Source organism: Halorarum halophilum, from assembly GCF_013401515.1.
In the GTDB taxonomy this organism is placed as follows: domain Archaea; phylum Halobacteriota; class Halobacteria; order Halobacteriales; family Haloferacaceae; genus Halorarum; species Halorarum halophilum.
The window spans coordinates 1808209-1826434 of record NZ_CP058529.1 but is presented as its reverse complement, the minus strand read 5'-3'; the positions used below and the strand labels follow the sequence as shown (position 1 = coordinate 1826434).

Here is an 18226-nt window from a genome sequence, read left to right as displayed (position 1 = left end):
GCGCTGAGTTCGGCCCGCCAGCCGTCGCCCGTCACCGTGGTGGCCTCCTCGTCCGGGCGGTCCGTCTCGCCGCCGAGGTTGCGGAGGTAGCGGACGGCGAGGCGGCGGGAGATCCCCCGATAGGACTCGACGCGCTCGGCGGAACCCGTGTTCGAACCGTCGCGATCCGCGGTCGGCTCGTCGGATCCCGCGTTCGTGCAGTCGGCGCCGCCGGCGACGGGCGGGAAGATGGCGAGCGTGTCGCCGTCGGAGAGCGTCGTGTCGATGCCCTCCATGTGGAGCACCTCGCGCCCGTCAAGCAGGACGTTGATCTGCGGGCGCAGGTCACCGTCCTCGATGAGTTCGCCGGCGAGCCCCTCGTACTCGGCCTCCAGCTCGGTGAGCACGTCACCCACGGTCGCCCCCTCGGGGACCTCGCGCTCGGCGAACTTCGAGCCGACGGCCTCCCGGAAGGTGGCGAAGAACTTCAGCGTGAGTTGCATTCGATTGTGGGTGGGTGCGGGCGGCTAAAAAGATGTACTGCGTCTATGTGTTGGATTCCGCTGTTTAGTCGGCACGGGTATCTTTCAGGTCGCGCCATCGAACGCCCTGGAAGCCCCCGCGGCTGTCGACTTGCGCGAAGCGGGCCCACAAACCGGGGTTCGTCCTAATCGTCGGCGGTCGCCTCCACGTCGGGGTCGGCCTCCGACTCCTCGCCGTGCAATTTCTCGCCCCGGAGCAACCGCGCCGCGATGCTGAACGTCTGCTCGCGCTCGCGGCGTGTCGGGAAGTGGGCGGCCATGTAGCGCGCGGCGGCGACGAGCACGTCGCGGGCCTCCGGGGACACCGCACCGGCACCGTCGTCGTATCGGTGGTCGAACTGCCGACACGCCGCCTCGTACGCCTGGAACGTGTGAAAGCCCGCGTCCTCGCGCAGCAACGCATGTCCCAGTTCGGCTTTCAGCTCCGTCGGGTCGCCGCCGCCGTCGAGGAAGTGCGCGGCGTGGGCGCCCGCGGCGTTCACCTCGCCCTGCTGCTCGAAGCAGAGCAACAGCTGTTCGAGCGCCTCCTCGGGGTCCGCGTCGGGTTCGACCGACGGCTCGGGCGCCGGCGGGGTGTTGAGGAACCGGTCGAGATAGACGTTCACGGCGGCGTCGAACACTCCCCGGTAGAGTTCCGTCGCGTCGGTCCGCTCCGCGGCGCGGTGGACCGCGTTCGCGAACGTGAACGTGTGGTGGACCGTGTTCCAGTCGTTGAACTCGTTGCCCGTCGAGAACTGCGCGACGCGCTTGCCCGCCGCGTGGGTCACGGCGCCGGCCAGTTCCTCGACGGTGGCCCCCTCGCGGATCGCCGATTCGAGCGCGTCGAAGACGACCTCCGGGTCCGCCGAGTGGAGGCGCTCGGTGAGGTCGTCGGGGGCGTCCCACGACTCCCCCTCCCCCTCCGCGACGAGGTCGTCGAGGCGGCCGAACGAGTCCTCGCACATCGCCGCGAGGTCCACCGGCTGGCGCCACGAGGAGCGCTCCTCTGCCCGGTTCGCGTTCGCCAGCCCGCGGACCAGGGAGGCGAGCACGTCGTCGGCGTGCTCGTGGTTCCAGCCGATCAGGTCGAGCGCCTCGGTCGCCTTGTTCAGGAAGTCGAAGGCGTGCCCGGTGTCGAGGTAGCGGTGGTCGGTCGCGGCCGAGACGAGCAGTTCCGTGAGCTGGGCCTCGTCACAGCCCTCGGCGACCGCAGTGCGGAGGACGCGCTCGGCGCCGTCGGCGTCGCGGACCTCGACGTTCTCGCGGAACCAGGACTTCAGCCGCGAGAACGGGACGTCACGGGCCTCGAACTCCTCCTGGTCGAACTTCGGGGGCTCGTTCGCGCAGTCGTTCGCCACCTCCGTGAGCCCGTGGAACAGCGCGCGCTTGCGGTCATCGTCGGCGAGGTCCGGGAGCCGGTTCGCCAGCGCGACGAGGATGGTGAGCCCCGGTCCCCACCCGCCCTCGCGGTAGCGCGTGCCGAACAACACGCCGGTCTCGACGCTCTCGGCCGGGTCGACGCCGGCGTCCTGGAGCGCGACGGCCGACTTGGCGAGCACGAGGCTCAGGTTCTGTTCGAGTCCGTCCTCCAGTCGTCCGCGCCAGTGGACCGCCGGCGGCTCAGATCGCGTCGGTTCGGGGTTCACGTACACCACCCCGTCCCGGATCTCGGTCGGGTAGGTGTCGACGTCGTCGGCCCACGGGTCGAACGTGTCGCCACAGGAGAGTTCGAACCGGGCGTGGTGCCAGTGGCACGTCAGCACGCCCTCGTCGACGCTCCCTTCGGTGAGCGGGAACCCCATGTGGGGACAGCGGTTGTTGACCGCGCGGACCTCGCCCTCGTGGTAGAACAGCGCGATGGGCGTGCCCTCGGCCTGCATCAGCGCCCGTCCGTCCTCCTTCAGTTCGTCGAGCGGTACGGCCTCGTGGAAGGCGTCTGCCATGGAGTACCATACGACAGGCCGACCCATGAACGTTCCCGGAAGGTCACTTCTGTAATTTTATAGAGGCGTTTGCGCCGCTGTTGCACCGGGGTTCCGACCGCGAGCGAGGAAGGCGTGGCGAAGCCACGCCGACCGTGGCTCGCGGCATTGTGGCATGAACGGGTTTTGTGGGGGTTCGACGAACGCGGGCGGCCTCCCGCCGCCCGCGTGAGGAGGACCCCCGCAAAAGAGGTTCTTAGTCAGCCACGACCGGCGAGCGCGACGAGTTCGCCAGCGCGATCACCTCGTCGAAGAAGTCGAGCGAGTCGTGCGGGCCGGGGTTCGCCTCGGGGTGGTACTGCCGGGTGACCACGTCGTACTCCTCGCTCGCGAGACCCTCGGCGGTGTCGTCGTTGACGTTCACCTGGGTGACCTCCAGCATGCCGGGGTCGGCGACCGAGTAGCCGTGGTTCTGTGTCGTCATCACGACCTTCCCTGAGTCGAGGTCCCGCACCGGCTGGTTCACGCCGCGGTGGCCGAACGGCATCTTCTCCGTGTCGCCGTCGAACGCGCGGGCGATGATCTGCTGGCCGAGACAGATGCCGGCCAGCGGCACCTCGCCCGTGAACTCCTCGACGAGCGCCTGCGTCTCGCCGAAGTTCGCCGGGTCGCCCGGCCCGTTCGAGACGAATAGCACGTCCGGGTCGAGGTCGGCCACGTCCGCCGGGTCGGCGTCGTACGGGAGGACGTGCACGTCGGCGCCGCGCTCCGCGAGCGAGGAGGCGATGGAGCCCTTCGCGCCGCAGTCCAGCAGCGCGACGTCGTACTCGCCGCCGCCCGTGACGGTGTAGGGCTCGGTCGTCGAGACCTGCGCGCCGATCTCCGTGTGCTCGCTCATCCCCTTGCACTCGGCGAGTTCCTCGCGGGCGTCCTCGGGGGTCGCGTCCGGGCCGGCCGCGATGCCGCACTTCATCGCGCCCTCCTCGCGGACGGACGTGACGAGTTCGCGGGTATCGAGGTGGTCCACCGCCGGGACGTCCTCCGCGTCGAGCCACTCGGCGACGTTGTCGGTCAGCTCGCGGGCGATTGCCGCACGCGGGTGGACGCGATCGGACTCGAATCGCTCGTCTCGGACGCCGTAGTTCCCGATCAGGGGGTAGGAGAACGTGAGGACCTGCTCCTCGTAGGAGGGGTCCGTCAGCGACTCCTCGTACCCCGTGTACGCGGTCGTGAACACCAGTTCACCACGTGTGCGGCCGGACGAACGGGCGCGTGCTTCGAACACACGTCCGTCCTCCAGCGCGACGTAGGCGTCCGCCATTACGAGATGCGTATGGATTCCGCCACAATAAGTGCGTCGTTCGAAGCTCAATTACGAATTTCGTAATCGGTAAGGTCCCGGAGCGTCACGCCCGTGTATGGACGACCTCGATCGCCGCATCCTGAACATCCTCCGACGGGACGCACGGACCCCCTACACCGAGATCGCCGACCGCGTGGGCACCAGCGAGGGGACCGTGCGCAACCGGGTCGACCGGATGAGCGCGGACGGCATCATCGAGCGGTTCACCGTCACCACGCGCACGGGGAACGTGAAGGCGATGGTCGAGATCAGCGTCGACATGAACGTCAACACCAGCGAGGTGTCCGAGACGCTCGCCGACTGGGAGGAGGTCGACTTCGTCTGGCAGGTGTCCGGCGAGGAGGACATCGTGCTCATCGTGGACTGCGTGGACACCCGCGCGGTGAACGAACTCATCACCCGCTCGCGCGAACTGCCGGAGGTCGAGGGGACGAAGACCCGACTGATCCTGGACGAACGGCTCGGCTGACGGGACCCGGACGTCGCGGCGCCCGACGCGCACGTCACTCCATAGCGTCGGTCCGGCGGGATCGGAGCCACCGCCGCCCCCGGTGGACTGCGTTGTACCCGTAATCGATGACCTGGTGGAACCTGCCCAGGTTCGAGACGGGCGAGACGCGGCCCGCGCGGATGGCGTCGGCCACGTCGGCCGGCGCGAGGCTGTCCGCCTCGACGGTCGTGTACGCCCGCCCGACCTCGATCGGGTAGTGGGCGTCGCTCCCGCCGACGACGGGGAGCCCCCGCCGGTCGGCCAGCTGCATCGTCCTGACGTCGTGTTCGGGGTTCTTCCCGTTCAGTTCCACCGCGTCGAAGTCGGCGTCCGAGTCGCGCGCGGTGCCCTTCCGGAACGGATGCGCGAGGATGGCCGCACAGCCGCGCTCGTGGGCGCGGTCGACGAGTTCCACGGGCGTCAGCTCCCCCGGGGTCGTCCGTCTGGGCGGGTCCGGTCCGACCACGACGACGTGCCCCCGGGTCGTCGACACCTCGATCCCCGGGACGGCGGGCAGGCCGACGTTCCCGGTGTACGCGTAGTCGTGGTTCGTCACGGCGAGCCCGTCGAGTCCCCGCGCCCGGGCGGCGAGCGCGTGGAGCCGAAGTCCGACCGGGTCGTATGGCGTCGGGCGTCCCGTGAAGCCGTGGAAGAAGCGACTGTGGTTGTGCAGGTCGACGGCGAACTCGGGCACGGGTGACACGTGGTGCCGACACGGCTTTGCAGTTGTGGGCGGCAAGGGGACGCATGGAGCGGCGTGTCCTCGTTCGGAATCCGGTGAGTGGAAACCAGAAGCGAAGCGTCCAGGCGGCCGGAATCGCCCGCGACCGTGGGTTCGAGATCCGTAACACGGAGGAGGAGGGGGACGATATCAGGCTCGCGCGCGAGGCGGCCGCCGACGGCGCCGAGGTCATCGTGGCCTGCGGGGGCGACGGCACGCTCAACGGCGTGGTCCGGGGTGTCGACCGGGCGGGACGGCTGGGGGAGGTCACTCTCGGGGTCGTCCCCGCCGGCACCGGGAACGGCTTCGCCGACAACGTCGGCATTCGCGACGTCCCGCACGCCTTCGACGTGCTCGAGGACGGCGAGGCCAGACGACTCGACGTCGGGATGGTCGACGATCCCCGTGACGGGGACGACGCCGTCGACGGGGGCGGGTCCACACCGACCGATGGGTCCGACGATGACGACCCCTTCGCGGACGGCCCCCGCCCGTTCCTGAACTCCTGCGTCTGCGGGCTGACGGCTGAGGCCAGCGCGGAGACCGAGCCGGAACTGAAGAAGCGCGTCGGCGCCCTCGCCTACGTCCTCACCACGCTCCAGCAGACGCGGGAGTTCGACGGCGTGGAACTCGACATCCGTGCCGGACCCCAGGGCGACCCGATCTGGTCGGGCGAGGCCGTCGTGCTGCTGGCGGGGAACGCCCGGCGGTTCCCCGGCCAGCAGGCGCACATGGAGGACGGGAAACTGGACGTCCTCGTCGTCGAACACGCGCCCGCGATCGACTACCTGGCGAACGGGGCGATCGAACGTCTCCTCGGGGGGGACACCCCGTATCTCACCCGCCTGACGGTCCCGTCGCTGGTCGTCGACGCGACCGAGTCCCGCCAGTTCTCCCTCGACGGCGAGATGGTCGAGCGCCGGCGCGTCGAGATCAGCACGCGCGAGCGGGCGATGACGTTCGCTGTCGGCGAGGAGTACGAACCGAACCCGACCTTCGAGGAGGAGGACTCCGAGGGCGTACTGGGACCCTGAGAACGGGACTGCGTGTAGCCTAGCCTCGGCCCGGCGACCTGGGCAGGATTACGACCCCAGATCGCCCGCCTCGAGGCCGGTCGTGCCGGACGAGTCCACCCGCACGTCCCAGTCGACGTCGCTCCCACGCGGGAGTTCGTCGAAGCTCGTCACCCGGTGGTCCGCGCGGACGCAGCGCCCGCGCCGGGTGTAGCCGTGGCGCTCGACGTGGATCGCGTCGAGGCCGGCGTTCCAGGCCGCGCCGACGTCGCTCGCGCCGTCGCCGAGCAGGACGCCGCGCTGGGTGGTCGGGTCGACGCCGAGCGCCGACATCGTCTGCTCGACGGGTGCCGGGTCGGGTTTCCAGCCCGTGTCCTCCGAGCAGGCGAGGAAGACGTCAAACCAGTCTGTCAGGTCGAGGTGCTCGACGACCGGCTGGGCGAGGAACTCGGCGCAGTGGGTGACGACGCCGACCGGGATCTCGCGCTCGTGGAGCGAGCCCAGCAGGCGTGCGGCGTCCTCGTGGAGGTACGTCGCCTCGGCACGGGTCCGGGGGTCCTCGACGGCGTGGAACGCGGGCCAGAACTCCGCAGGGTCGATTCCCCACTCGCGGAGTTTCACGTCGCGCGACCCTTCGAGGCCGTGCCAGAGCACCTCGGCCTGGCGGTCGGTGAACTCGAGGCCGAGGCTATCGCCGACCCGGTCGAACACCTCGCGGGTGTACGCCCAGTCGGCGTCGACCACGGTTCCGTCCAGGTCGAACAGCCAGAAGTCGTACGCGTCAGGGACCATCGGGGAGGGATGAGTAGGGCGTTCTCCACTAAGTACCTTGTCGTGACTTCATCAGGGATGCAGCTGGGCGGAACTCGCCGCGGTCTCCGGAGTTCGAGCGACTACGGCCCACCGGGCGTTCACCGAACGTGGATCGAGGAGCCGAAGTACTTGTGCAGCGCCTCGGTGACGGACTCCGCCCGAAACGCGGCCAGGTCCCGCCCCATCTCCTCCTTCAGCGCGTCCAGGTACGCCTCGTCGGTCTCGAACTCGCGGAACGTCGCGGACAGCACCTCCACGCCCCCGGAGAGCCGATCCTCGACGAGGTTCCGCGCGTGGTCCGCGTCGTTGGCCTCGCCCCGCCAGAGGGAATCGCGGAACAGCAGCCAGCCCTCCTCGCCGGGCGTCGGCGCCGGCACCCTGGCCGTGGTCTCGAACTCGTCGGGGTCGAGCCGGATGCTGCGCGGCGAGAGGGTGAACCGGACCCGGAACACGTACGCCGCCTCCATCAGCCGGCCCCCGCCGCGTCGCCTCCGGGCGCCCGTCGACGACGCGTCATCGCTCCCCCGCCATCAGTCCGCGAGTTCGTTGAACCGTTCCGCGAGGTCGACGTCCTGATCGGTGATGCCGCCCTCCTCGTGGGAGGTCAGGCGTACCTCGACCTCCTGCCAGCTGATGGTCAGCTCCGGGTGGTGGAACGCCTCCTCGGCCAGCCCGCCCGCGCCGGCGGCGAAGCCCACCCCCTCGAGGTAGGAGTCGAACTCGAAGGTGCGAACGATCTCGTCTCCCTCCCGCTCCCAGCCGGCGGGCAGCCGGTCCGATATCTCGTCGTCGTCGAGCAGGTCTGCCATGCGAGGAGGTGTCGGGCGCGACCGGGAAAAGCGCTTCCCGGCTCAGCGGTTGCTCGCCGCGCCGGCCAGGTCGTCCTTCGCTTCCGCGAGCGCCGCCAGCGTGTTGGTTCCCGCAGCGAGCACGGGGTACGGCGACGGGAGGCTTCCGTACAGGTATTCGTACCAGTACGGGCGCTCGGACTCCCGCTCGTGGACGGCCGTCTGCCGGTCCGCGAGCAGCGACTCCACCTCCCGTTCGTGCCACTCCGCGCGCTCGAAGTCCGCGATGAGGTCGGCGTAGGTCGACCGGTCGAGGTCCGACTCTCGGATCCCCTCCGCGGCCGACGCGGCGGGTTCGAGCGCCTCAGTCGCCGCCTCGAGCGTCGCCTCCTCGCGGTCGAGGGCGGCGAGGAGCTCGTCCCGTTCGCTCCGCGCGCGGTCGGCGCCGGTTGCGAGCGCCGAGTGTAGCTGCGGCGTGAGCGTCTCGCCGTTCGCGAGCGCGCTGGCGACGGTCTCGGAGAACTCCTCGGCCACGTTCTCCCCGAGCGTCTCGTCGTACTCCTCCTCGTAGTGGGCCGTCGACATCACCGTCTCGCGGTAGGCGCGCCGGGCGTCCGTCAGGGCCGTGTCGTCGGCGACCGAGCCGCCGGCCAGGGCCATCACCCCCCCTCCGCCGGGCGTCGGGTCGGGCGGGCGCGGCTCGGTCGAGTCGAGTTTCGCGACGCGCTGTCGGAACTGGTCGAAGGCGTCCCGCTCGGCGCGCGTCCGGGTTCGCTCCGTCTCGACGGCCTCGCGTGCGTCCATCAGCCTGTCGAGGACGACGCCCGAGAGCAGGAGGAAGACGGCAGTGAGACACAGCACCGCCACTGCCGCGGCGAGGTCGGGGTTCCCACACTGGGCGGCGAAACAGGCGGACTCCACGCTCTCCTCGACGGAGGAGGTGGAGAGCCTGCCGACGCCGCCACCCGCGTTGTTCATGCACAGACGTGCGACGGCATCACACATCACTGTTTTCCCCGCGCGGGAGAACAGGTCAAAAATCCGAGCGCAGACCGATCGTCGCCGACGGGTCGACGGGAGGATCCGGGGAGCTCAGTCGTCCGAGAGCCGTTCGCGGACGCGCTCCGGCGGGCCGCTCGCGTCCTCGCTCGGCTCCACTCCGACCGCGTCGAACTGGGGGTCGAACAGGCGCATCGCGGTGTGGATGGTGTCCCAGTCGTCCTCGAGCGCGGCCTCGCGGAGGCTCTTCGTGGGGGCGGCGAGGAGTTGACCGACGAGCGCGTCCGCGAGGGCCCTGACGGTGTCGCGCTGCTCGTCCGTGAGTTCTCCCTGGGCCTCGAGTTTCGTGAGCGCCCGTTCCAGTTCGCGCTCCTTCGTGCGCTCGGCACCCTCGTACATCGCCGAGATGGCCTCGTCGGCGCGCTTGCGCTTGAACGACGCGAGCAGCCGGTCGAGTTCGGCGTCGATCATCGCCTCAACCTCCTGGGCCTCGGCGCGGCGGTACGCGCGCGTCTCGGCAGTCACGGCCTCGAGGTCGTCGAGGTCGTGGACCGCCACGTCGTCGGTCGCCGCCGCGGGGTTGATGTCGCGCGGCTGGCCGAGGTCGATACACACCGTCTCCCCCGCTGCGGCCAGTTCCGCCGCGCCGAGGACCGGGCCGTCCGCGCCCGTGGCCGCGATGAGTACATCCGCCTCGCGGGCCGCCTCGGGGGCGTCGTCCAACCCCACGGCCTCGGCCGGCACGTCGAGTTCGGCCGCGACGTGGGTCGCGTGCGGGACGGTCCGGTTGGCGACGACGACCTTCTCGACGCCGCCGTCGGCGAGCGCGCGCGCCGCGAGCGTCCCCATCTCGCCGGCGCCGAGCACGGCCGCGGTGGCGCCCGCGAGGTCGGTCTCCCGCGCCGCGAGGTCGACCGCCGCCGAGCCGAGCGACAGCGAGCCCTCGTTGATCGCCGTCTCGGTGCGGGCGCGCTCGCCGACGTGGATCGCCTTCGTGAGCACGTCGTCGAGCATCGATCCGACGCCGCCCGCCCGGCGGGACTCGGCGACGGAACGCTTCAGCTGCCCGAGGATCTGGTCCTCGCCGAGCACGAGCGACTCCAGTCCGGCGGCGACGCGCATCAGGTGCCGGAGCGCCGCCTCGTGGTCGAGGTGGACGACCGCATCGTCGCGGATCTCCGGCGCGAAGTCCTCCAGGACGCGGCCGCCGGTCGACGCGTCGTTGGCGACGACGTACGCCTCCACCCGGTTGCAGGTCCGGATGGCGAACGCCTCCGAGACCCCGTCGCGGCCGAGCAGGTCCGAGACGACCTCGCGGACGGGGCCGCCGCCGACCGACTCGATCTCATCGATGTCGGCGTTCGAGTGGCTGACGCTGATACCGCGAATGACGCCGGCCTCAGTCATCGAGTACCTCCTGCATTACCCGTTCTGCCTCTTGAAGAGCGTTGGCGGTGCCATCTTGTAAACCCTTCCAAACCTTCGGCGACTCCACGACCGCCCGAATCGCCTCGTGGCGGTCCGCTTCCGGCACGTCCGTCGCCTTCAGTTCGGCCCGGAGTTCGGCCACCAGCTCCGCCATCGCCCCGGCGTCCGCCAGTTCGTCTTCGAGCCGCTCCCGGAGGTACCGCGAGAGCGCCGGTGCGGTGCCGCCGGTCGCGAGCGCGGCGACGACGGGATCCTCACGGACGGTCGCCGGCACCACGACGCTGCCCGCGTCCCGGCCGCCGGCCCGGTCCGCCCGGTTCACCAGCGAGCCCACCTCCCTGGCCGCGGATTCGGCGGCGTCGTTGACGGCCGGGTCGTCGGTCGCGGCGACGACGAGCGCCGGGCGGAGGTCCGCGACGAACTCGCCCGCGTCTCCGGGCGTCGGCGCCGCGCGCACCAGTTCCGCGTCGCCGAAGTCCGCGTCGGCGAACTCGGGGCTCACGACCACGGTCCGCGCCTCGCGTGCGAACCGGCGGGCCTTCCGGGCGCCGACCCGGCCGCCGCCGAAGACGAGGACGGTCTCGTCCGTGAAGTCGTGGAACAGGGGGATCATCGGTATCGCCTCGTCTGGAGACCAGCCGGTGTGGCGCGCGGCGGCCGCGCCTCGTGCGCGGCCGACGTCGCGCGAGGGATGAGTGAGAGAGGCGACCCGAGGGAGCCGACCGAGCGAATCGGCTGGGGAGGTCGTGGCCGGGTGGGACTTTCGAGCCGTTCCACTCGTTGGAGGCGGCGAACCTCACTGAACCGACGGTTCGCCGAACCCATCGAAATCACTCGCGTGTGTGGGCGTCCGCGCGCTCTTCCAGCCGGATTCCGGTCTTCTTCAGGATGCGCGTCGAGAACAGCGTGTCCCAGTCGTCCTCGTCCACGTCCCAGTGGTCGGTCATCGTCTCGCGTACCTGCTCGACCCGGCGCTCGCTCTCGGCCTCGTCCCTGCCGTGGGTCATCGCGAAGAAGTTGTACGGCCAGACGCCCTCGTGGCGCGGTCGGTGGTAGCAGTGGGTGACGAAGCCGAGCGAGGCGACCGCCTCGCCGACGTCCGCCAGCACGTCGTCGGGCACGTCCCAAACGGTCATGCCGTTCTCGGTGTAGCCGAGCGCGTAGTGGTTCGGGATGACGCCGACGCGGCGCACCTTCCCCTCCCGCTCGAACCGCTTGATCGTCCCGACGACCCACTCGGTCGGCTGGCCGAGTTCGGCGGCGACGTCGGCGTAGGGCGTCTCGGTGATCGGCAGGCCGCCCTGGATCTCCACGACGAGGTCGCGCTCGTCGGGAGTGATCGTTCGGCTGTCCGTGGGCGCCACGTCCGGCCCGAGGTCGGAGAGGTCGAGGTCGCCGTCCGAAACGGGGCCGTCGAGCAGGAACTTCGCGCCGACGTGGAACTCACGGATCTTGGGGAGGTTGTACGTCTCCTGGCCGGTGTCGGCCTCGATGTCGGCGAGCACCTCCTCCACCCGGGACTCCTCGGCCACGCTGAGCACGAACCACATGTTGAGATGCGGGTGCTTGCGCTCGTAGTTGTGTGCGACCTCGCGGTAGCCGTTCACGATCTCGGCGACCTCATCGAACCGCTCTGGGGGCGCGTGCATGGCGACGAGCGTCGCGGTGCCGCCGATCTCCTCGGCGTTCACGAGCGCGCCGAACCGGGAGAGGACGCCGCGCTCGTCGAGGTCCTGCACGGCCGCCAGCAGCTCCGGACCGGTCACGTCGACGCCGCGGTCCCGCAGCGCCGCGGCGGCGGGCTCCCACGGCCGTTCGACGACCGGGAAGCCGCCCTGGAAGGCGTTGACGACGGCGCGGTCGAGCGTCGAGAGGTCGGCGTCGGACTCGACCTGGTTCATGTCCACGATTCGGAACGGGCGGGGGATAAGCGTCGCGCTCCCGGTCGTCCACGCCAGGGAGTTGGGAACACGTCGGGCGTTGGCTCAGCGAACGACCGTCGCGCGGTGGCCGAGCTCCTCGACGTCGGCCGCGATGGCGTCGGTGTCGGCCGAGGCTTCGAAGTAGAACACGATGTCGAAGGTGCCCTCGCGGAGCAGTTGCTGGCACTCCCAGACGAACTCCTCGTCCTCCAGGGTGAGCCCCTGGAACTGGTTCGAGGAGAAGTCAGTGTCGTCGTTGCCGGCGTAGATGTACGTCTCGCCCTTCCCGGCGTGCTCCGCGATGACCTCGTTGAGGTCGACGGTGAGTTCGTGCATCTCGAGGTCGTCCTCGCTCCCCAGGTCGGTGTGGACGATGACGCCCTCGAGTTCAATGTCGCCGGGTTCGAGGAGCGCCTTCGTCCGCTCGTACAGGTCGTGATCGAGCGTCTCGGTCATTGTCCCGTTCTTCTGGGCGTTGAGGATTTACGGCTGGCGATTCCCCGATTCGGGGTTTCGTTCGGTATCCGGACCAGCCGTTGAGTTCACCCCGCTGGCAACGCTGACAGCTCGAAATCCCCTGACGGGTACGCCAAGAACGCGACGCTCTAGTGCTTGAGTTCCCGAGCTTCGCGTGCCAACGGCTCCTTCCAGTCCCTCCCCGTTGGACGGTCGGTCGTGCGTCGTGGTGGTCCCCACGCCTCCCCGGCGGGCGCGGCTCGCTCCCTCCGGTCGCTCGCGTGGCGCCCGCCGCATCCCCCTGACCGTCGGCCGGCGAATAGTGGGATGGACTACCCACGGCGTACATGTTCGGTAGTCGGACCGTGTAGCTCGGCCAGCTTCCGACTGGTGGGGGCGTTCCGAGTGGCCGTCGTACCTGACAGGGGGCCGATCAATCCGACGTCACCCTACGCCGAAAACAATTACCCATCGAACCAGCAGTAAGAACTGTCCGTGGGCGACGCTTTATGCGGGTCCGTCCCAACGAGACCTCATGAGCAACCAGCAACGCCGGAATCGCGACGCGGACGCAGCGGACGAAGAGCGGTTCGCGGGCGAGAAGTCCGAGGACCTCCCGAGCCACGACGTCACGGCCGGGGCCGAGCGCGCCCCGCACCGCGCGATGTTCCGCGCGATGGGCTACGACGACCGGGACCTCTCCTCGCCGATGATCGGCATCCCGAACCCCGCCGCCGACATCACGCCGTGCAACGTCCACCTCGACGACGTCGCGGAGTCCGCGCGCGAGGGCATCGAGAACGCCGGCGGGATGCCTATCGAGTTCGGCACCGTCACCATCTCGGACGCCATCTCGATGGGGACCGAGGGGATGAAGGCCAGCCTCATCTCGCGCGAGGTCATCGCCGACTCCGTCGAACTCGTCTCCTTCGGCGAGCGCATGGACGCCCTCGTGACGATCGCCGGCTGTGACAAGAACCTCCCCGGGATGATGATGGCCTCGATCCGTACCGACCTCCCCTCGGTCTTCCTCTACGGCGGCTCCATCATGCCCGGCGAACACGAGGGCCGGGACGTCACCGTCCAGAACGTCTTCGAGGGCGTCGGCACCTACGCGGAGGGCGAGATGAGCGCCGACGAACTCGACGACCTGGAGCGCCACGCCTGCCCCGGCGCGGGCTCCTGTGGCGGGATGTTCACCGCGAACACGATGGCCTCCATCTCCGAGGCCCTGGGACTGGCGCCGCTCGGTTCGGCCTCGCCGCCGGCCGAGTCGGACGAACGGCTCGACGTGGCCCGCCGCGCCGGCGAACTGGCGCTGGAGTGCGTCGAGGCCGACCGGCGGCCGTCCGACATCATCTCCCGCGAGTCGTTCGAGAACGCCATCGCCGTGCAGGTGGCGATGGGCGGCTCGACCAACGCCGTGCTCCACCTGCTCGCGCTGGCAGCCGAGGCGGACGTGGACCTCTCCATCGAGGAGTTTGACGAGATCTCCCGGCGCACCCCCAAGATCGCGAACCTCCAGCCCGGCGGCACGCGCGTCATGCTCGACCTCCACGAGGTCGGCGGCGTCCCGGTCGTCATGCGCCGCCTGCTCGCGGGCGGCTACCTCCACGGCGACGCGATGACCGTGACCGGCCGCACGATCGCCGAGGAACTGGCCCACCTCGAGGAGCGCGGGACGCTCCCCGACGACGACTCCATCGAGGCGGACTTCCTCTACACCGTCGACGAGCCGTACCAGGAGGAGGGCGCCATCAAGGTGCTCACGGGTAACCTCGCGCCCGACGGCGCGGTGCTGAAGGTCACGGGCGACGACGCGTTCCACCACGAGGGGCCGGCCCGCGTGTTCGAGGACGAGGAGTCCGCGATGGAGTACGTCCAGTCGGGCGACATCGAGTCGGGCGACGTGCTCGTCATCCGCAACGAGGGTCCGCGCGGCGGCCCGGGGATGCGCGAGATGCTCGGCGTGACGGCGGCGGTCGTCGGCGCGGGTCACGAGGACGACGTGGCGCTGCTCACCGACGGTCGCTTCTCCGGCGCGACGCGGGGGCCGATGGTCGGCCACGTCGCGCCCGAGGCGGCCGACGGCGGTCCGATCGCCCTGGTGGAGGACGGCGACGAGGTGACCGTGGACATCCCGAACCGGGAGCTCTCGGTGGACGTGGACGACGACGAACTCGAGCGCCGCGGGGACGCGTGGGAGCCCCGCGAGCCGGCCTATACGGGCGGCGTGCTGGCGAAGTACGCCCGTGACTTCGGCAGCGCGGCCAACGGCGCGGTGACGAACCCGAAGGCGAAGCTAGACTGATTCGGGAGGTCGTTGACCCGGTTCGTTCGGGGTTCTCCGGATACCTCGAACTCTTCCGCAATTGTCGGCGTCTGTGTCAGTTCGGTCGTAGCTTCGACCGCCTCGAAAGCCCCCGCGTCGCTGGACTCGGTGCGGCTGCCGCGCTCCTCGTCGCTCTCTGTGCTCGCTCCTGCGGTGCTTGTCGGTCCGCGCTTACGGAAGACTCGCTCCGCTCGACTTCCGAACTCTCGTTCGCTGCGCTCACGAGAGCTTCCCCGAGAGCCGCGGCCCCTTTGAGTCCCACCCGACCGTAACCGCACAGTCCCTCACCATCCCCAGCCTCCTGCGCTCCTTGACCTTTGGCCTGCGGTGCTCGTCCCTCGCGCGCGTCTGCTCGCTTCGCTCGCCGTCACGCGCGCCAGCCGGCTGACTCACCTTCGCGACGTCTCGGAAGTCCCGTGCAGCGTCTCGTGGATCCCCAGCACCAGCGCCGGCACCACCACCATGAAGATGTGCTCCTCCAGCGGAATCCCCAGGAGTTCGACGCCGGTTCGCATCGGGATGGCGAACACGCCCACCTCCAGCGTGTACCAGTCCCAGACGTACGCAATGGGGTAGAGAACCGCGACGGTCCGGGCCGCGCGCCACATCGCCTCCCTCCCCTGCCGGGCGAGCAGCGCGAGCGCGGCCGTGCCGAAGACGACCTCGGTCGCGAGGTAGGTGTACGGCCCGAGGACGGTGATGTCGGGGAGTCCCACGCCAGCGAGCGGGCGGAAGAAGGTCGCGACGAGGAGGCCGGCGAGGAAGAGGTACGCGCCCCGGATGAGGAGCATCGTCGCCGTCTCCGCGTCGGCGGGGTAGGCGGCCGCGACTACGGCGGCGTAGACGAGGCTCGCCGCGGGTGCGCTCGGCGGGACGATCCCCACGACGGCGAGCGGGACGACCGCGAAGAGGCCGGCCGCGAGGAGCGCGTACGCGAGCGTCCTGGCGCGCGAACGGCCGAGCACGACGGCGACGGTGCGCTTGTCGATGGAGGCGTCGTACTCGAAGTCCTGGGAGTCGTCGATCACCTTCACGCCGGCGAGGGTGAGCAGGAACACGCCGGCGAGCGCGAGCGGGCGGAGTGCGAGGGCGTCGGTCTGGGCGACGTAGCCGCCGAGGATACACAGCGCGATGCCGGTCGGGTAGCCCAGCGTGGTGGTCAGGGGGTTGGTGTCGAGCTGGGGGGCGTGGAAGTAGCCGATGAACCACGTCGGGAGCGTGACGAGCGCGACCAGCGGGCCGGCCGCGAGGAACAGCCAGGAGAGGCAGGCGAGGAAGCCGACGCCGGCGCCGACGAGTCCGAGCCGACAGCCGCGCTCGGTCATCGGGTGATCGTCGTCCTCGCCGCGGCCGTAGAAGTCGACGTAGCCGTCCTTCACGTGGGCGGTGTAGACGGCGAAGAACATCGCCCCGGCGTGGACGAGCGCGATGACGGGGTCGAAGCCGCCCGCGAGCGCAGCGCCGAATAGCGACGACGCGACCGGAGGGAGCATGAACACGGGATGGACCTGGGAGGCGAACGCGCGGACGGTCGCCGTCGGCCCGCTCCCGTGACGGGCGACTGCCATAGGGGGAAATTCGCGCGCATAGCGAATAAATCGGTTGCCCGTCGGGTGAAGGCATCCGCGCGACCGGGAACCGGTCGAGGTGCCCGGTTGTTATACTTCCCGAGGTCGATTCGTTAGACGTGACCATCTACGAAACCGAGGTGCCCGGCGTCGGTCACAAGTTCGAGCTCGAACTTGACGGCGACGAGCGGCTCATCGTGCTCATCCACCACGACGGCAAGCGCGAGGTGTATCTCCGGCCGGGCGAGAACGAGGACAGCGAGAAGCTGTTCGGCCTCACCGGGAAGCGGGCCCGACAGCTCGGTTCGATCCTGGAGGGCGCGTACTTCCAGCCGGTCGAGATGGACGACATCCAGGTGCCGCTCGGCGAGTCGATCATCGAGTGGGTCGAGATCGGCGCGGACTCGCCCGTCGTCGGCGACACGCTCCAAGAGGCGAGCATCAGGAACCGGACGGGCGTCTCGGTCGTCGCGATCCAGCGGGGCGAGGAGACGATCGCGAACCCGAGGCCGGACGTCACCATCGAGGCGGGGGACATGCTCGTCTCGCTCGGCACGCGGGAGGAGCAGCAGGCGTTCGAGGAGCTGCTGGGGGAGGAGGGGACTGCGGGGGGCGGCGGGGTGGAGGGCGGTGACGCGGGGGACGCCTAGCGCGAGATGGCGGGCGAGCTACTCCTCGAGATCGGCATCGCGCTGACGGGCATCGCGCTCGCGGGCGCGCTCGCCTACCGCGTCGGGCTCTCGGTCATCCCCGCGTACATCCTCGCCGGCATCCTCATCGGCCCGAACGAACCGACCTCGGTCGCGGGAATCCCGCTGACGCTCGTCGACTACGGCGAGTTCATCGACGTCGTCGCCGAACTGGGCATCGTCTTCCTCCTGTTCTTCCTCGGACTGGAGTTCAGCGTCGGCCAGTTGCTCGGCGACCGGACGCGCATCGCGAAGATCGGGAGCGTCGACTTCGTCGTGAACTTCGGGCTCGGACTCGGCCTCGGGTTCGCGTTCAGCTTCACGGTCGTCCAGACGCTGTTCATCGCCGGCATCGTCTACATCTCCTCCAGCGCGGTCGTCACGAAGTCGCTCATCGACAACGGCTGGGTCGCCAACGCCGAGAGCGGGCCCATCCTCGGGACGCTGGTGTTCGAGGACATCCTCATCGCCGTCTACCTGGCAGTGCTCTCGGCGGTCGCGTTCGGCGGCGGGTCGGTGACCGAGGCCGCCGCGTCGGTCGGCGCCGCGTTCGCGTTCCTCGGCGCCCTCGCGCTCGTCGCGTGGTACGGCACGGCTCACATCGAGCGCCTGTTCGACGCCACCTCGGACGAACTGTTCCTGCTCCGGATCCTCGGGGTGACGACGCTCGTCGCCGGGGCGGCGCTGACGGCGGGCCTGAGCGAGGCGGTCGCGGCGTTCTTCGTCGGCACGGCGTTCAGCGCGACGAGCCACACCGAGCGCATCGAGCACGTCGTCTCCCCGGCGCGGGACTTCTTCGCGGCGGTGTTCTTTTTCGCAATCGGGCTGACGACCGACATCACGCTGCTGGCGGGCGTGGCGTGGTTGCTGGTCGCCGCGCTCGTCGCGACGACGGTCGGGAAGGTCGTGAGCGGGACGCTCTCGGGGCGGGTGTACGGGCTGGACGCGACGCGGTCGTTGCGCGTGGGGATCGGGCTGGTTCCGCGCGGGGAGTTCTCGCTGGTCCTGGCGGCGTTGGCTGCGGGGTCGGGGAGTGGCGTGCTTCAAAACGTGATTCCGGCTTTTGCGGTCGGGTACGTGCTGGTGATGAGTATTCTCGGGACGGTGTTGATGCAGAACTCCGAGGTGATTACTGATCGGATCGGGAACTGGTAAATTCGGTCCGATTCTGTCGGGGACTTCACCAGTTCTTGGACGTTCAACGGTCCACAGTCACGTGAGG

Annotated in this window: 17 protein-coding genes and 1 pseudogene; 5 read left to right on the top strand and 13 right to left on the bottom strand. The window is 69.9% G+C overall.

The features are described from left to right. Positions 1-206: 206 nt before the first annotated feature. The 3 genes and pseudogenes from HUG10_RS21765 to carA form a co-directional block, all read right to left on the bottom strand. Positions 207-482 (bottom strand): annotated as a pseudogene (locus tag HUG10_RS21765) (ubiquitin-like small modifier protein 1); the annotation flags it as partial. Positions 483-646: 164 nt separating this feature from the next. Next, positions 647-2443: a Rieske (2Fe-2S) protein gene (locus HUG10_RS09315; protein ID WP_179169315.1), complete on the bottom strand. Its 1797-nt coding sequence runs from the start codon at positions 2441-2443 to the stop codon at positions 647-649. A gap of 235 nt (positions 2444-2678) precedes the next feature. Then, a complete protein-coding gene (gene carA / locus HUG10_RS09310) occupies positions 2679-3743 on the bottom strand; it encodes a glutamine-hydrolyzing carbamoyl-phosphate synthase small subunit (RefSeq protein ID WP_179169314.1) in 1065 nt (354 codons plus the stop codon). Between the two features lie 97 nt (positions 3744-3840). Between carA and HUG10_RS09305 the strand changes: the two genes are divergently transcribed. Next, complete coding sequence (locus tag HUG10_RS09305) at positions 3841-4254, top strand: Lrp/AsnC family transcriptional regulator (protein ID WP_179169313.1); 414 nt, start codon at positions 3841-3843, stop codon at positions 4252-4254. A 34-nt stretch (positions 4255-4288) separates the two neighbouring features. On the opposite strand, the gene HUG10_RS09300 is transcribed toward HUG10_RS09305, so the two are convergent. Beyond that, positions 4289-4969: a PHP domain-containing protein gene (locus HUG10_RS09300; protein WP_179169312.1), complete on the bottom strand. Its 681-nt coding sequence runs from the start codon at positions 4967-4969 to the stop codon at positions 4289-4291. 53 nt (positions 4970-5022) lie between these two features. Between HUG10_RS09300 and HUG10_RS09295 the strand changes: the two genes are divergently transcribed. Beyond that, positions 5023-6030, top strand: coding sequence for a diacylglycerol/lipid kinase family protein (locus HUG10_RS09295; RefSeq protein ID WP_179169311.1), 1008 nt, complete (start codon positions 5023-5025; stop codon positions 6028-6030). A gap of 48 nt (positions 6031-6078) precedes the next feature. On the opposite strand, the gene HUG10_RS09290 is transcribed toward HUG10_RS09295, so the two are convergent. The 8 genes from HUG10_RS09290 to HUG10_RS09255 all read right to left on the bottom strand — a co-directional run bounded on the left by HUG10_RS09290 (position 6079) and on the right by HUG10_RS09255 (position 12415). Further along, entirely contained in the window at positions 6079-6801 is a 723-nt protein-coding gene (locus tag HUG10_RS09290) for an HAD family hydrolase (RefSeq protein ID WP_179169310.1), read from the bottom strand. Between the two features lie 119 nt (positions 6802-6920). Beyond that, complete coding sequence (gene lwrS / locus HUG10_RS09285) at positions 6921-7289, bottom strand: LWR-salt protein (RefSeq protein ID WP_179169309.1); 369 nt, start codon at positions 7287-7289, stop codon at positions 6921-6923. A gap of 63 nt (positions 7290-7352) precedes the next feature. Further along, on the bottom strand, positions 7353-7631 hold the full coding sequence (locus HUG10_RS09280; RefSeq protein WP_179169308.1) for a 4a-hydroxytetrahydrobiopterin dehydratase: 279 nt from the start codon (positions 7629-7631) through the stop codon (positions 7353-7355). Positions 7632-7673: 42 nt separating this feature from the next. Next, the gene (locus HUG10_RS09275; RefSeq protein WP_179169307.1) at positions 7674-8588 is read right to left on the bottom strand and encodes a DUF7260 family protein; all 915 of its coding nucleotides are present in this window, start codon (positions 8586-8588) and stop codon (positions 7674-7676) included. A 114-nt stretch (positions 8589-8702) separates the two neighbouring features. Next, positions 8703-10016 carry a glutamyl-tRNA reductase gene (gene hemA / locus HUG10_RS09270; RefSeq protein WP_179169306.1) on the bottom strand — a complete coding sequence of 438 codons (1314 nt, stop codon included), beginning with the start codon at positions 10014-10016 and terminating at the stop codon, positions 8703-8705. Then, a complete protein-coding gene (locus HUG10_RS09265; protein ID WP_179169305.1) occupies positions 10009-10650 on the bottom strand; it encodes a precorrin-2 dehydrogenase/sirohydrochlorin ferrochelatase family protein in 642 nt (213 codons plus the stop codon). The genes hemA and HUG10_RS09265 overlap by 8 nt, the downstream gene beginning before the upstream one ends. A gap of 217 nt (positions 10651-10867) precedes the next feature. After that, entirely contained in the window at positions 10868-11938 is a 1071-nt protein-coding gene (gene ahbB, locus HUG10_RS09260) for a siroheme decarboxylase subunit beta (protein ID WP_179169304.1), read from the bottom strand. 84 nt (positions 11939-12022) lie between these two features. Further along, positions 12023-12415 (bottom strand): DUF5778 family protein, encoded by a 393-nt coding sequence (locus HUG10_RS09255; RefSeq protein WP_179169303.1) that lies wholly within the window; start codon positions 12413-12415, stop codon positions 12023-12025. A gap of 535 nt (positions 12416-12950) precedes the next feature. Between HUG10_RS09255 and ilvD the strand changes: the two genes are divergently transcribed. Further along, positions 12951-14726, top strand: a complete 1776-nt coding sequence (ilvD, locus tag HUG10_RS09250) for a dihydroxy-acid dehydratase (protein WP_179169302.1) — start codon at positions 12951-12953, stop codon at positions 14724-14726. Between the two features lie 410 nt (positions 14727-15136). Here ilvD and HUG10_RS09245 read toward each other — a convergent pair whose 3' ends face one another. Beyond that, positions 15137-16315 (bottom strand): lycopene cyclase domain-containing protein, encoded by a 1179-nt coding sequence (locus HUG10_RS09245; RefSeq protein WP_179169301.1) that lies wholly within the window; start codon positions 16313-16315, stop codon positions 15137-15139. A 119-nt stretch (positions 16316-16434) separates the two neighbouring features. On the opposite strand from HUG10_RS09245, the gene HUG10_RS09240 reads away from it, so the two are divergent. Then, a complete protein-coding gene (locus HUG10_RS09240) occupies positions 16435-16965 on the top strand; it encodes a cation:proton antiporter regulatory subunit (protein WP_179169300.1) in 531 nt (176 codons plus the stop codon). A 6-nt stretch (positions 16966-16971) separates the two neighbouring features. Further along, positions 16972-18159, top strand: coding sequence for a cation:proton antiporter (locus tag HUG10_RS09235; RefSeq protein WP_179169299.1), 1188 nt, complete (start codon positions 16972-16974; stop codon positions 18157-18159). Positions 18160-18226: the final 67 nt, after the last annotated feature.